This window comes from Paenibacillus sp. OK060, from assembly GCF_900101205.1.
Classification (GTDB): Bacteria; Bacillota; Bacilli; order Paenibacillales; family Paenibacillaceae; genus Paenibacillus; species Paenibacillus marchantiae.
In genome coordinates, this window is sequence record NZ_FNFR01000005.1 from 573,477 (window position 1) to 588,431 (window position 14,955).

General features: G+C 47.8%; 14 protein-coding genes. 1 reads left to right on the top strand and 13 read right to left on the bottom strand.

Annotated elements, in window-relative coordinates; all coding sequences use genetic code 11:
- Positions 1-264 precede the first annotated feature (264 nt).
- From glcT to BLS14_RS21190, 8 genes are all read right to left on the bottom strand, one after another.
- The gene (gene glcT, locus BLS14_RS21155) at positions 265-1,119 is read right to left on the bottom strand and encodes a glucose PTS transporter transcription antiterminator GlcT (protein WP_063566872.1); all 855 of its coding nucleotides are present in this window, start codon (positions 1,117-1,119) and stop codon (positions 265-267) included.
- Positions 1,120-1,284: 165 nt separating this feature from the next.
- Positions 1,285-2,841 (bottom strand): flotillin family protein, encoded by a 1,557-nt coding sequence (locus BLS14_RS21160; RefSeq protein WP_063566871.1) that lies wholly within the window; start codon positions 2,839-2,841, stop codon positions 1,285-1,287.
- A 58-nt stretch (positions 2,842-2,899) separates the two neighbouring features.
- Complete coding sequence (locus BLS14_RS21165) at positions 2,900-3,436, bottom strand: NfeD family membrane protein (protein ID WP_063566870.1); 537 nt, start codon at positions 3,434-3,436, stop codon at positions 2,900-2,902.
- Between the two features lie 261 nt (positions 3,437-3,697).
- Complete coding sequence (locus BLS14_RS21170; RefSeq protein WP_090953803.1) at positions 3,698-4,861, bottom strand: iron-containing alcohol dehydrogenase; 1,164 nt, start codon at positions 4,859-4,861, stop codon at positions 3,698-3,700.
- A gap of 93 nt (positions 4,862-4,954) precedes the next feature.
- On the bottom strand, positions 4,955-5,542 hold the full coding sequence (locus BLS14_RS21175; protein WP_090809510.1) for an MSMEG_1061 family FMN-dependent PPOX-type flavoprotein: 588 nt from the start codon (positions 5,540-5,542) through the stop codon (positions 4,955-4,957).
- Positions 5,543-5,691: 149 nt separating this feature from the next.
- Positions 5,692-7,290 (bottom strand): UDP-glucose--hexose-1-phosphate uridylyltransferase, encoded by a 1,599-nt coding sequence (locus BLS14_RS21180; RefSeq protein WP_090953804.1) that lies wholly within the window; start codon positions 7,288-7,290, stop codon positions 5,692-5,694.
- 15 nt (positions 7,291-7,305) lie between these two features.
- The gene (galE, locus tag BLS14_RS21185) at positions 7,306-8,295 is read right to left on the bottom strand and encodes a UDP-glucose 4-epimerase GalE (RefSeq protein WP_063566867.1); all 990 of its coding nucleotides are present in this window, start codon (positions 8,293-8,295) and stop codon (positions 7,306-7,308) included.
- A 1-nt stretch (position 8,296) separates the two neighbouring features.
- The gene (locus BLS14_RS21190) at positions 8,297-9,478 is read right to left on the bottom strand and encodes a galactokinase (RefSeq protein ID WP_090953805.1); all 1,182 of its coding nucleotides are present in this window, start codon (positions 9,476-9,478) and stop codon (positions 8,297-8,299) included.
- A 156-nt stretch (positions 9,479-9,634) separates the two neighbouring features.
- Between BLS14_RS21190 and BLS14_RS21195 the strand changes: the two genes are divergently transcribed.
- Positions 9,635-10,597, top strand: coding sequence for an AraC family transcriptional regulator (locus tag BLS14_RS21195; protein WP_063566865.1), 963 nt, complete (start codon positions 9,635-9,637; stop codon positions 10,595-10,597).
- Positions 10,598-10,701: 104 nt separating this feature from the next.
- Here BLS14_RS21195 and mgrA read toward each other — a convergent pair whose 3' ends face one another.
- The 5 genes from mgrA to BLS14_RS21220 all read right to left on the bottom strand — a co-directional run bounded on the left by mgrA (position 10,702) and on the right by BLS14_RS21220 (position 14,927).
- Positions 10,702-11,709 carry an L-glyceraldehyde 3-phosphate reductase gene (gene mgrA / locus BLS14_RS21200; protein ID WP_063566864.1) on the bottom strand — a complete coding sequence of 336 codons (1,008 nt, stop codon included), beginning with the start codon at positions 11,707-11,709 and terminating at the stop codon, positions 10,702-10,704.
- An 88-nt stretch (positions 11,710-11,797) separates the two neighbouring features.
- Positions 11,798-12,538: an NAD-dependent protein deacylase gene (locus tag BLS14_RS21205; protein ID WP_090953806.1), complete on the bottom strand. Its 741-nt coding sequence runs from the start codon at positions 12,536-12,538 to the stop codon at positions 11,798-11,800.
- 21 nt (positions 12,539-12,559) lie between these two features.
- On the bottom strand, positions 12,560-13,345 hold the full coding sequence (locus BLS14_RS21210; protein ID WP_090953808.1) for an HAD family hydrolase: 786 nt from the start codon (positions 13,343-13,345) through the stop codon (positions 12,560-12,562).
- Positions 13,346-13,406: 61 nt separating this feature from the next.
- Entirely contained in the window at positions 13,407-14,171 is a 765-nt protein-coding gene (locus tag BLS14_RS21215) for an alpha/beta fold hydrolase (RefSeq protein ID WP_090953810.1), read from the bottom strand.
- A 90-nt stretch (positions 14,172-14,261) separates the two neighbouring features.
- On the bottom strand, positions 14,262-14,927 hold the full coding sequence (locus BLS14_RS21220) for a bifunctional 2-keto-4-hydroxyglutarate aldolase/2-keto-3-deoxy-6-phosphogluconate aldolase (protein ID WP_063566860.1): 666 nt from the start codon (positions 14,925-14,927) through the stop codon (positions 14,262-14,264).
- Positions 14,928-14,955: the final 28 nt, after the last annotated feature.

Consider the following 14,955-nt stretch of genomic DNA (forward strand, 5'->3'; position numbering starts at 1 on the left):
AAATTTTTATGTTGTGAAGCAAGCAAGGGAAAACAAAAAAGGCACGAGTTAACAAAGCAAATTGGTCCAACCTTCGGGTATAGCATACCCGGTATAAGGTAAGAACAATCACGCTCTAGATAACTCATGCCTGATCGAATCAGTAACACGTCGTTTGTGTTTATTCAGTTGCTTGATTACGGAGACCATTGTAGCACCACTTCAAAAACGATGCAAGCCTTTACACGAAATTTGTCGAACCAGAATTCCAATGATGGAATTTTTTCACTTACTCTCTTCTTCTTTCCTTTGATTCAAGCGCTGCAAATGAATGGTCAAATAACCTACTTCCGCAGGATACACTGGGAGATTCAACCTTTTTTCCATCACCTTCGTTAGCTTCCATGCAAGCGAGTACATTTCAGGATATTCTAACTTCAACAGGGAATCCAATTTGTGGATTTCTTCCACTTTGTCTCCCCGACGGACACGCTCTAATGCAAACCGAAGATGAGTCAGTAACCGGGAATAATCCAGTGACTCGGTCTCAAACGAATAATCCAGTTGGGTGGACACCAGGCTCACCAAATCAGTTATCAATTGCGAGTGCTCGCGAACTTGGGAAATATTTTGGTTGGTCATGGCACTGTAGATGTGAAGCGCAATAAAACCGATTTCATCCATTCCTAGATCTACGCCCAGTTTTTCTTTAATCAAACGAACCGCATATTCACCCATACGATATTCGTCAGGATAAATTTCACGGGTCTCATATAGAAACGGATTCTGGATAACAATCCCTTGTTCTTTCCGTTTTAATGCAAAAGAAATATGGTCGGTCAGTGCGATATGAATATGTTCGTTTAAAGGAACGTCCGTACGTTCTGCAATATACGTAATGACTTCGTTAATAATTTCGATCAATGCTTCATCCACTTGTGGAAGAAGCTGTTTATACTGCTCCTGCTCCTGCTGGTTTCTCAAAATGAACATCTTCTCCACAGCCATCAGAGGAATAATATCATTCGTTTTCCGATTGAAGCCGATGCCTTTACCAATCACGACAACTTCTCCATGTTCAGGATGCTGTGCAATAATTACATTATTATTTAGCGCTTTGGCTACTTGCAGGCTACTCAATATTTGCACCTCTTTTTCACACCATCTTAGGTGTGATTCAGTCACACCCTAGTAAGAAAGAAAAGACATCCGGAAGCGGGCAAACCGCGCCGGACGTCTCGCTTAAAAAGTAACAAAAATTCGCCTTGAGGTCAATAGAGCATGACTGCTTTATAATTCGTTGTCTTACTCGTCAACTCCAGCTTTTTCCACAATCTTATCGATTATAGAGGGAGTCGTTACAGGTTCACTCTGTTGGATAGCAACCGGTGCTGTTGTTTTAGGTTTGGTGAGGCCTTTAATTAACTGCTCCACATCAATGCCGGAAACGCTTTTGAGCATCTCAGGGGCCGTCGCCATGAGCTCAGTTACATAATTGCTTACACGAGTGGCGCCTTCACCTTTACCTGTGTCCACAACAGTCAGTTTATCAATCGCAGAGATCGGCTCCGCAATTTTACCAGCAAGTTCAGGCAGCATTTTGACGATGATATCGAGCACGGCAGCTTCGCCGAACTTTTGGAACGCCTCGGCCAGTTTTTCCTTCGCTTCCGCTTCTGCAAGTCCTCTCAGACGAATAACTTCTGAATCCGCTGTACCTTTAGCGAGTTCTGCATCCGCCATAGCCTGCCCTTCAAGACGCTTCTGCTCCGCAGTAGCTTTCGCATGCGTTTCAATGGAGTACTGTACTGCATCGGCTTCACGCATTCTTTTGGCTTTATCCGCTTCGGCAGCCTGCTCCACCGCATAACGATCCGCTTCTGCCTTTTTCTTCACTTCAGCATCATACTGCTTCTCACGTACGATAATTTCTTTCTCTTGCAGATCAATCTCACGTTCTTTACGAACGAGTTCAACTTTCATTTCTTCCTCCACCACGGTTTGTCTCGCACGCGCTTCGTGGATATGGTAAGCCTGATCCGCTTCTGCTTTAGCAGTATCCTGATCCCGCTTAAACGTCGCTACTTTCAGTTCCTTCTCTTTTGCAGCTTCAGCGATATTCGTATCACGCAGCAACTCGGCTTTTTGCCCTTGCTCTTCTGCATTGGCCTTCTGAATACGTGCATCCCTCATCGCTTCCGCTTCCGCAATTTCAGCATCACGCTTGACGGCTGCTATTCTCGGTTTACCGAGGGCATCCAGATAACCTTGTTTGTCACGAACATCTTTGATGGTAAAAGAGACAATTTGCAGTCCCATTTTTTTCAGATCCCTGGCAGCTACACCTTGAACCTCTTGCGCGAAGCGATCGCGGTTACGGTATACTTCTTCCACCGTCATCGTTCCGAGGATGGCCCGCAAATGCCCTTCCAGAACTTCCTGTGCTTCGCCTCTTAACGATTCTACCGGCTTACCGATGAATTGCTCGGCTGCAGTAGCCACGTCTTCTATTGAGCTACCGACCTTGATAATGGCGACACCATCGGCAATGACCGGTACGCCTTGTTCCGTGTATACTTCTGGTGTGGAAACGTCCAGCTTATGGGACAACAGCGAGATAAACTCTGACTGCTGGAATACTGGCAAGATAAATGCGCCGCCTCCACGAACAATTTTAATTTTGCGTCCGGAGTCATCGTCGGAAATATTTTTACTTCCAAGGAATGAACCCGTAACGATCATGGCTTCATCCGGCCCAACCGTTTTGTACCTCGCCCAGAACGCCAAACCAAGAATCAGAATAACACCGACAACTATTGCAGGAATCAACAATACATCCATATCCAAATTCAAATCACTCATTCCACATCTCTCCCCTTATTCATACATGACTGCTTACACTGCTAACGGTTAAACTACCTTAAACATCTTTAAGTACATCTTCATCCCATTCCGACACACGCAGCACGCCTTCGGTTACATCCACAACTACAACACGTGCTCCCGCCGCAATGGGACGATGTTCAAAGCTGGATGCCGTGTGCACCGTATTACCGGCAGCAATCTTGATCATGACTTCACCAAAACCTTTTTCAGGTACCGGAATGGTAATTTCTCCAATTTTCCCAGATAGCTCTTTCATGGAAAACGCAATGGAAACGTCACTGTTACGCATCGGCTTGATATATGCAAAGAATACCAGCATGGCTGCAGCAATACCTATAAGCAGGGATAGTATCAGTGCCGAAATCGCACTTATCGAGCTATAACGTGTCAGCATAATACCGGCTCCGCCAAAGGTTGTTATGGAACCAGCCAGCACAACAGGTTTGAAAAAATCAAGGCCTGGCAATTCAAAGGCCCCGTCCAGCAAGCCATCAATCAAGTCACCTAGCACAAGGCTGACGACTGCAAATATGGCTCCTCCGATTAGACACCCCCAATAGATTGACTCCATTCCCCGTTCCTCCTCTCTTCTGCCGCAATTCCATCCAACTGGGCATTCCTCATGTAAATAAATACGTAGCAACCCACTGTTATGTTTCAAAATCTTTCCTCATTTGGTTCCTAGACCCGATAATGGTTATTCTGGTTGAAAAATGGTCCAGTTCCTAGAACATTCTCCAATTCGCTCTTATTCACAACAAAAAAACCGCAAATCTCCGTTAAAGGAGACGTGCGGTTCAAGAACACATCGCTGTGTTTTTATGTTTTATTCTTATAGAGAAGCCTTGTAGATAGATACAACGTCTTCACGTTGCAATTTTTTGAAGTTACCAAATGGGCCGAAGAGCATGGCTTTGTCAGCCATCACTTCGATTTGGCTGTCATCGATATCATAATCAGCCAGACGGTTAGGCGCACCAATGGATGTCCAGAATTTGCTCAACGCTTCGATGCCTTCTTCAGCAATCTGTTTGTCCGATTTACCTTCAGGATTAACTTCGAACACATTGATCGCGAGACGTATGAAACGATCCACATTGACGTCCACATTATGCTTCATCCAATGCGGGAACAGAATCGCGAGCCCTCCGCCATGCGGAATGTCATACACTGCGGATACCGCGTGTTCGATATTGTGAGTAGCCCAGTCACCAGCGAGACCCATGTTCAGTACACCATTCAATGCCATCGTTCCGCAGTACAGAATCGTTTCACGCAGTTCATAGTTCTCCAGGTCTTCAACCAAACGAGGGGCTGCATCCATAACTGTGCGCAGAATCGTCTCACAGAATCCGAGTTGAACCGGTGTGTTGGCATCCAGATGGAAGTAATGCTCCAGTACGTGGGACATCATATCAACCATGCCATAAACCGTTTGGTCCAGAGGAACGGTATATGTATTTACCGGATCAAGAATTGAGAACGCAGGGAACGAATACGCGCTGCCCCAGCCCAACTTCTCCTGTGTATCCTGATTCGTGATAACCGAACCGGCATTCATTTCCGAGCCAGTTGCAGCCATTGTCAGCACGGTTCCGAGTGGAAGAGCATCCTGTGCTACGGCTTTGCGCTGAGCAAAGTCCCACATGTCGCCGTCATATTTAGCACCTACGGCAATCGCTTTGGCACAGTCCAGTACACTGCCGCCGCCTACAGCGAGGATCAGGTCAATGTTATTCGTTTTGCAAAGGTCTACGCCTTTGTGAACCGTCGAAAGACGTGGGTTCGGTTCTACACCAGCCAACTCCGTAACCTCAGCTCCAACTTCCTTCAGCAAACCGATCACCTGATCGTACAATCCGCTGCGTTTGATACTGCCGCCACCATATACAAGCAGAACCCGTTTGCCGTATTTCGGTACTTCGGTTTTCAGTGCTTCCAGCTGACCTTTACCGAAAATCAATCGGGTTGGATTATAAAATTGAAATGATCTCATATCTATGTCGCCTCCAATGGAGTTTAGAATTTTTTAGTGCAACTCCAATTATAGTACCCCGTTTATAGAAAAACAAATCCATAGTCACTCACTTTATAACAACCCGTTAATCTGCAAGTGGGCTCGAAACATCTCGCTCGTTGAAGGCAAATCTTCAGCATCCACCCAGGTTTCTGAGGCCCATAATCCAGCCTGTTTGAATGCCCGCGGACAATGGATAAAGCACTCTTCCACATCCACAATGACAGCCGCACCAATCGTTTTACCGGTCCAGCCCATACTCGCGATAAATTCTTCATCCTTGGTAATGGACGCTGTACCATTAATGCGCAGCACTTCATTCAGACCCGGAATCAAAAAGAGCATGCCAATACCAGGGTTAGACAAAATGTTCAACAAGGAGTCTATCCGCCGATTGCCCGGGCGTTCGGGATAGATGAGCCGATATGTATCATAAACTTTTACAAATCCCGCTCCATCGCCCCGGGGTGACACATCACTTTTCCCATCACGATCGGACGTGGAGAGGAAAAATAATGGTGATATGGATAGAAAGTTCTGAACATGTGAATCCACAAATGAGATTGCCTTGTTACGCACATGTTCATGCGGTTCACCCACCATGCCTTGCAGTTCCTCAGCATCTGTGATCAACGGAATATCCAATGCCTTCTTTTCCATATTATTAACCCCATTTCCTCAATTCATTGTGGTACTCTAAGACTTCCCTCTATTATAACTGGCTCGGTAGTTCATTCCAATGCACACAAATGTCAAGAACGACAAGAACACCCGCTCATGATTGGGCGGGTGTTTTGGTTAGTTGACTACTATTCGGTGTATCCCATGCTGCTTACAAAACGACGGAAGGCTTGACGTCCCGCCTCATCATATTTGTACACACCTGCATGCTCCAGAATCTCGGCGAATTTCAAGCCGACTTCCTGTTGCACGAGCGCAACAGCTTGCTCCTTGTTCAGGTTGGGACCGAAACGTTCGATCAGTTCTTCTGCCCAGCCCAGATGTTTATTCAACACATGTTCGGAAGCTTTGGCCGCCTCAGCAAGTTTGGTATCCCCAGCGAGAATATCCGCGATGCTGTCCAGCTCTTCTTTCAAACGACCTGGCAGGATTGCAAGCCCCATCACTTCGATGAGTCCAATGTTCTCTTTTTTCAAATGATGCATTTCACGATGCGGATGGAAAATCCCTTCGGGATGTTCATCATTCGTGCGATTGTTCCGCAGAACGAGGTCCATCTCATATCCTCCGTCCGCACTGCGACGAACGATTGGAGTCACTGTATTGTGTGGAATCTGTTCTCCATCAACCTCACTGAATGCCTCGATCTCCACCGTAGAATCACTGTATACCTTCCACGCTTCATATAATGCGTTACCCGCTTCAAGCAGCTCTGCAGGATCGTGTGAAGCCAGCCGCAGAACGGACATTGGCCATTTCACAAGACTAAGCGTAAGCCCCGGCGAACCAGCATGGCGGAATACTGCCTCTGGTTTCGCATTTTGAATGGCAAAGGTATGACGTCCACCCTGGAAATGGTCATGAGTCAGGATGGAGCCGCCAACGATAGGCAGATCGGCATTGGAACCGATAAAGTAATGCGGATACTCCCCCACGAAAGCCAGCAGCCTACGCAGCGTATCCTTGGTTAATTTCATCGGCACATGATCGTGATGGAAAATAATGCAGTGCTCGTTGTAGTACACGTATGGCGAGTATTGGAAGAACCAAGGTTCGCCGTTCAATTCCAATGGAATGACACGTAGGTTTTGACGGGCCGGGTGGTTGACCCGTCCCGCATAGCCCACATTTTCACGACAAAGTTGGCATTTCGGATATACCGGAGGCGGAAGCAGCTTTGCCATCGCGATTTCCTTTGGACTTTTCTCCGGCTTGGACAGGTTGATTGTAATCTCCATATCTCCATAAGCTGTATCCTGTGTCCAATACACATTCTTGGAGATACGGTCCATCCGAATGTAGTTGGAATGAATTGAAAGCTCATAAAATTGCGAGGTAGCCGCCTCAATGCCTTCAGTCTGCTCCGTATGACGGAATGCGCGCACCACCTCAGATGGACGTGCCATCAATTGACCCATAATTTTTGCATCGAGCAAATCACGGAACGTATCGCTATTTTCAGGAATAAGTCCAATGGTGAACCCATAATCAATTAACGTATCCAGCAATGGTTGGGGTCCATCCAACACCGTCTCGTTCAATACTCCAGCATACGGCTCGGAGAACCCAAACTGTTCTAGCAGTAGATTACGGCTGTAATCCCGATCCGCTTCTTCAATCAATTTGTTCTGCAAGGAAAATGCTACCAGACGTTCAATGGCATGCAGTGCTTCCTGCTGCTCCGGTGTCCGCTCTGTGGCACCTGCTGCAATATGAGTCTGTGACATATCGATGTTCGCCTCCTAGTTTTTTCCGTAGCCGTTAGGGTGGGACTGATGCCAGCTCCATGCGCTTTGAATGACATCTTCCAGATTGGTCCATTTTGGATTCCAACCCAGTACGGATCTTGCTTTGGCAGACGAAGCCACCAGTACAGCTGGATCACCCGCACGACGTGGTTCCTGTACAACCGGAATATCCAGTCCGGTTACTTTCTTAGCCGTCTCAATAACCTGTTTAACAGAGAAGCCTTGACCGTTGCCCAGGTTGAACACGTTGCTGTTCTCCCCTTTACGGAGATAATCTACGGCCCGCAGATGCGCATCCGCCAGATCACTTACGTGGATGTAATCACGTACACAGGTTCCGTCTTCTGTCGCGTAGTCGTCACCGAACACGGCGATGTGTGGACGTTGTTTCAATGCCGTTTGCAGTACGAGTGGGATAAGATGACTCTCCGGCTGGTGATCTTCACCGATTTTGCCGCTATCATGGGCTCCGGCAGCATTGAAGTAACGAAGGGAGACGTATTTAATTTCCTGTACTTTATCGAACCAAGACATCATGCGCTCCATCATCAGCTTGGTTTCACCATATACGTTCGTAGGCTCTGTGCGATCGCTCTCTTCAATCGGCACTTTCTCCGGCTCGCCGTAAGTAGCAGCCGTGGAGGAGAAGACGATGCGACGTACATTCGCTGCATTCATCGCTTCCAGCAGGCACAATGTGCCAAACACGTTGTTGTCATAGTATTTCACAGGATCTTTCATACTCTCGCCAACCAGTGAGTTAGCCGCAAAGTGGATGACTGCATCAATGGAGTTCTCAGCGAACAGCTTCGCCAGAAGTTCCTTGTCACGCAGATCACCTTCATACAATTTTCCGCCCAGCAGAGCTTCACGATGCCCTGTCTGCAAGTTATCCAGTACAACTACCTCTTCGCCACGCTCCAACAAAGCCGCTACCGTATGAGAACCAATATATCCTGCTCCACCTGTCACCAAAATCGCCATCTTAATTCGCCTCCTTCAATTCTTTAACGCCATCGCCTACTCCGCATACATAGAACTCGCCTTTTAGACTGGTGCGTGCTTCATATGCCGCTCCAACTTCGCTTACAAAACGCTCTACATCGTCCTCATGCACAAGAGATACCGTACATCCACCGAATCCTGCACCAGTCATCCGAGCACCCAGAGTGCCTGGAATACGTTGAGCCTCTTCAACCATCACGTCCAGCTCTTCGCAGCTCACTTCATATAGATAACGAAGGGATTCATGAGAAGCATTCATCAGCTTACCGAAGGTTTCCAGATCGTTATCACGCAGTGCATCCACCGATGCAAGTACACGTGCATTCTCTTCCACGACGTGCTGGGCACGCTGTCTTACCTTCTCATCCTTGATGTGATCCTGCAGTGTAACGAATTGTTCAGGTGTAAGTTGCGCCAAATAGTTCAATGCAGGCAGTTGTTCTTTCAAAATGGCAAGTGCTTGCTCACATTGGGAGCGACGTTCGTTATAAGCCGAGTCCACCAACCCCCGACGTTTGTTCGTGTTACCAATGACCAGCTTGTAGGCGCCGGTACGGAATGGCACTTTTTCATATTCAAGGGTGTCACACATCAGCAGGATCGCATGATCCTCTGCTCCATTAGCTACAGCGAACTGGTCCATGATGCCACAGTTGACGCCAACGAATTCGTTCTCTGCCTTTTGGGACAGCAGCGCAAGTTGAACCGTATCAATATCATTCACACCTTCAAGCGACTGGATAGCAAACCCGGTAAGAACCTCCAGCGATGCGGAAGAGGAAAGTCCTGCGCCGTTCGGAATTTCTCCATGATAGAGGAAGTCATAACCTTTGGTTACTTTTACGCCTTTGCCTTGCAGTTCAACCATGACGCCTACCGGGTAATCCGTCCATTCCCCTGTTTTCTCTTTGCCAATGGAGGACGTATCCAGCGTTCCTTCATAGGGCATATTCGTGGAAGCCAACTGCAACTTGTTGTCCTCACGCTCACGGATAATCAAAGTGGTACCGAATTCAAGCGCTGCCGGAAGCACGTACCCCCCGTTATAGTCAATGTGCTCACCGATCAGATTCACCCGCCCAGGGGCATGGAACACACGGATGTCCGCTCCACTCTCTCCGTACTTGTCAATAAACTTTTGTTTCAATTCATTTATGTTCATTGCTGCTGCACCCCATCTCAATGTTGTTGGTTTTCTTAATGTTATTATACAAGAAGGCGGTTCCTCTTGAAATGCAACCATGTGTGTTCCATATGGATAAATGTGACCTTTCGACGTATAATGAATGGAACACCCAGGAAGGAAAGGAATGTCATCATGACTGAACAACGTAAGGAAGGTCTAACGGGGGATCCGATAAAACAAATTCCGGAAACCTCTGGCAAAAGTGGAGCACTCAGCTATTCGGTTGCCTCCAATCCTGTTTATTATGAAAAAGGGGCATTGCATGTCCTCTTTGCAGGGGCAAGCCAGACCCTTCCCGGTCACGCCCTTGGCCCGAAGCTATACGATTATTATCTATTGCATTATGTAGAAAAAGGAGCCGGTACGTTCCGTACTGAACTACATACCTACGAACTATCCGCAGGAGATTGTTTCCTTATTCAACCAGGGCAGCTTGTAAGCTACCAATCTCATGCCCGGAATCCCTGGCAATACCGCTGGATGGCCTTTACCGGCAGCCAGACTGCCAAGCATATAGAGGAAGCAGGTTTCCGTCCGGAAAAATCCGTCTTTCATGCCGGTCCTTCCTGCGGTATTTCCGATTGGTTATCCGTGATGCAGACGGCTTTTGCCGAGCGAAAAGAAAGCTCTCATTTTACATCATTGGGTACGTTATATATGATTCTAGCCGAGGCACAAAATCACCTTTCTCAGGGGCAAACCTTAGTACCAGGTGAATCTTCCATACGACGAACTGTAAAACAGATGATTCAATACATGTCTACTCAATATGCCTACCCTGTCTCGATTGAGCAAATGTCGGCCAGTCTTGGCTATAACCGTGCTTACCTGTCCCGCATTTTCAAACAGGAAACCGGACTATCACCAGTTACCTACCTGCTTAAACTGAGGATCGATAAATCGCGCCAACTGCTGCGGGAACGTCCGGATCTGTCCATTGAACAGGTATCGGCCTCCGTGGGGTTGCCAGATGCGCTGTATTTCTCCAAACAGTTCAAGCGATTCCATGGGGAAGCCCCTAGTCTGTACCGGGAGAACATTCTTAACAGGCCCTTGCATCAAGCGACACGCCAAGTACCACCGAACCAGCGATAATCCTGTAATCAAAAGTAGGATCTCCTATCGCCTAGGTCAGCATAAATAATAAAAGACAAAAAAGGTGCATCCCGCCATTATGGCTAAGATGCACCTTTTGAACTTTATTTATGATCCGGTTCCGGACGAAGAATCGATTCAATGCGCTCCAATTCCTCTGAGGAGAATTCCAACTGGCTGAGAGCAGCCACATTCTCTTCAATCTGCGAAGGACGACTTGCACCAATCAGCGCAGAGGTTACTTTGCCATCACGCAATACCCAGGCCAGAGCAAATTGGGCCAGACTCTGACCACGTGATGCTGCAATCTGGTTCAGAGCACGCACTTTGCGCAATGTCTCTGGCGAGATGTTGTTCTCATTCAGAAACACAGACGGGCCCTTGGCACGTGAATCTTCTGGAATACCGTTCAGATATTTGTTGGTGAGCACGCCTTGTGCCAATGGACAAAAAGCGATGCTGCCTGTTCCATACTCATCAAGTACATCCTGCAGCCCATCCTCAATCCAGCGATCCAGCATTGAATATTTGGGTTGATGAATCAACAGAGGTGTACCCAGACCTTTGAGAATCTCGGCCGCCTGCTTCGTCTGTTCTGCAGGATAGTTGGAGATGCCGACATACAATGCTTTGCCGGAACGAACAATATGGTCCAGCGCCATCATGGTTTCTTCCAGAGGTGTTTCGGGATCATAACGATGAGAATAAAAGATGTCTACGTAATCGAGACCCATGCGCTTCAAGCTCTGATTGAGACTGGAAACCAGGTTTTTACGAGAACCCCACTCACCGTAAGGTCCAGGCCACATATAGTACCCGGCTTTGGTGGAGATGACGAGTTCATCTCGATATGGCTTCAGATCCTGTGCCAATACCTGACCGAATAACTGCTCTGCCGAACCTGCCGGCGGACCATAATTGTTGGCAAGGTCAAAATGCGTAATGCCCAGATCAAACGAACGGGTAATCATATTTCGGCCGTTCTCCGCATTATTAATGCCACCAAAATTATGCCATAACCCAAGTGAAATCGCTGGCAGTTTCAAACCTGAACGTCCAACGCGGTTGTATTTCATTGTTTCGTAGCGTGCATCGCTGGCTACGTAGACCATCATGAATCCCTTCTTTCCCCAGGTTCCGCCTCTAGTTCCCGGTCCGTATGCCGGAGAATGCGGTTATTCGGACAATGTCGACTTACGTTTAACCAAGAAGCTGGTCCACCTTATTCATTACCTCACCAATAGGGTCTGTAATCAGCAAATCAGCTCGCCTGTCGTAAGCCGTAGGTGTAGCGTTCAGCAAGACCGTGTGTTTCCCTTGAAAGTACGTAATCAATTGTGCGGCAGGATACACCGTTAGTGAAGTTCCACCAACCAGCAGCAAATCTGCCGAGGACAGTGCGTCAACCGAACGATATAATATCGTCTGGTCCAGTTCTTCTTCATACAGCACGACGTCCGGCTTGATCACGCCACCACATTCAGTGCAACGAGGAACCGTATCTTTTGCCGTAATAATGTCATCCAACCCGTAAAATCTCTTGCAATCCATACAAGCGTTTCGATGGATCGAACCATGAAGCTCCAGGACATTGCTGCTGCCAGCCTTCTGGTGCAACCCGTCGATATTTTGCGTGATAACCGCCTGAAGTTTTCCTTCCTGCTCCAATCTGGCGAGCAGTCGATGGCAGCCGTTGGGCATCGCATTGGGATGAAGCATTTTGCCTCGATAAAAATCATAAAAAATATCAGCATGCTGATCAAAAAAATGTCGGCTCAGCAGCTCTTCCGGTGGGTAGGGTGAATGCTGCTCTGTCTGGTATAAGCCAGCGGCAGAGCGGAAGTCGGGAATCCCGCTTTCCGTTGAAGTTCCGGCCCCTCCGAAAAAAACAATATTTGAACTTTCCTTAATCCAGGCAGCCAGTTGTTCTGTTGCGTTCATCCTCTCTCCTCCTTTATGAGATCACCCCTGTGAAGAATATTCAGAGATGATTTTTAACTCATCATAATTTTGGATAATTGCATTGGCGTCATGTAAATAGTGGCTTCTCTGGATTTCTGGACAGAAACCAATTCTATAGGACACCCCTGCGTTACGTCCCATCTGCATATCCCCATTGCTGTCACCGATCACCACACCCTCCTCAGGAAGAATATGTAATTCCCGGCAAGCCAGAACCGCAGCCTCTCCATCCGGTTTGCCCAGAGTCACCCGGTCACTGCCAACAATCGATGTAAAATATGACCGGATTCCCATCCACTCCATATGCTCCTCGGCAGCAGCTGTACTGTCCGAAGTGACCACTGCCATCGGAATCGATGCTTTCTGGCAGCTCTGCAAAAATGCATTTAATCCAGGCAGTGGTTCAGCCATTTTTCTCTGCCGTACCTCATCCATGGCGACACTGGAAAAATGGCGGATCGTAGTGATTGCTTCGTTCCACGGCATGCCTGCGGCATACAACTGCCCAGCAAGCAAACCGTTGCTCTCGTCCACCGTGGCAATAGCTAATGGCCCTTGAAGATCATATCCGATCAGCTGACCTTCGCGATTGCGGACCGTACCGAGAACTTGCTCACGCTCCACCGTGAACGAGGCACCAAGCTCTGACAGCTGTGATTCCAACTGATTCAGCAAAGACTCCGCCCACGGCCCCCATAGCTGTAAGAAATTCAGCAGCGTTCCATCCTTATCAAAAAGAATACCTCGGCAGGTAACTTGCTTACCACGGATTTGAAGCATAGACATACGTATCACCCCCAGTTCCCATCTGCTATGGATTCGTTCCATTCACCGTTGAAATTGCAGCTTACTTGATTGTATCCAGCCAGCCCACAGTCGTTTTAACCGTTTGAGACAGTTGTTCCTCTTCACTGACCCCAGCTTCGCCGTCACCGCTCTGGTGGCCATAGTCACCAAACTGCGAATGGTTACCACCTTCAATGGTGTAATACACCGTATCTTCTGGCAAATATGCCCGACCATTCTGATACTTTGTTGCATTCACAACTTCGTCATTCGTACCCAAGATGGATAACGCGGGTATCCCCAGTGACTTCACACTGCCTTTTTCATCCGGATAAGATGCGAGGAAAAAGATGCCCTGAAGTGCATCTGGATGGGAAGCAGCATAACGTGCTGCCATTGATCCACCAAGAGAATGCCCTCCCATAACAAATTGTTCATCTGGATAGGCTTTAATAATATCATCTGCGAGATTCTGCTTGATTACCGCCAGATTAAAAGGCATTTTTGCAATAATGGTATGATGTCCTGCTGCCGCAAGTTCATGGGCAAGAGGTGCATAACTTTCCGGTTTAACCAATCCACCTGGATAAAAAATAACACTCACCCCAACAGATTTGTCCGGTACAAAATCAATCCAGTTGTCTTTTTCAGTTACAGTCACCTGATTTGCAGTTTCCATGGCTGTCTGAGCCACCTCCTGTGGTCCATAAGGCGTAAACAGCTTCCAGGCCACAAACCCACATCCAATGACAATGAGCGCCAGAAGAACGAGCAGGAATTTCCCGATGCCCCTCTTCTTGCGCCCTGTATTATATCGGTTTCTCAACGTTCATCACCTTTCTGCACTTCCGCAGGTGCCGCGGCTTGCAGAACGGGAGCCTTCATTCCTGAGGCTCCCCTTCTCCATCATTCATCGCTATTCAGCCTTGGCCTTGCGGTAAGCATCCATATATTGTTCCGCTTTGCGGCGAACATGACTCAAGTCCCCCGTCTTCACTGCTTCCGCTGTAAGGTCCGAGCCAATACCTACAGCAACAGCGCCTCCCTTGATCCAGTCACCTAGATTGGACAAGGACACCCCACCAGTCGGCATAAAATTTGCTTGTGGCATAGGTCCCTTCATCGTTTTGATAATGGACGGATCGTAGAGATTACCGGGGAACAACTTCACAATATCCACGCCAAGTTCCAATGCACGTTGAACATCCGCAATGGTCATTACCCCTGGAAGAATCGGAATCCGGTACAGGTTGCAGATTTTCACAGTGTCCGGGTTCAGGGAAGGACCCACAACAAACTCGGCACCTGACATAATCGCGGCACGCGCTGTCTGGGGTTCAAGCACTGTTCCAGCTCCAATAATGGCAAATTTCTCTGGATCTTGCGTGTTCCAATGGTATACACGGCTTAATTTCTCGATGGCCTTGAGGGCACTAGGTACCGTCATCGTAATCTCGATAATCTTGATGCCACCCGCGATGGCTTGTTCGGCCATGGCGATAACCTGATCAGCAGAATCTGCACGCAGAACCGCAACAACCCCACTATCCGTTATTTTTTGTAGCAGCTGAAGCTTCTTCATTTCATTCTCTCCCTTGTCAATGTGGTTG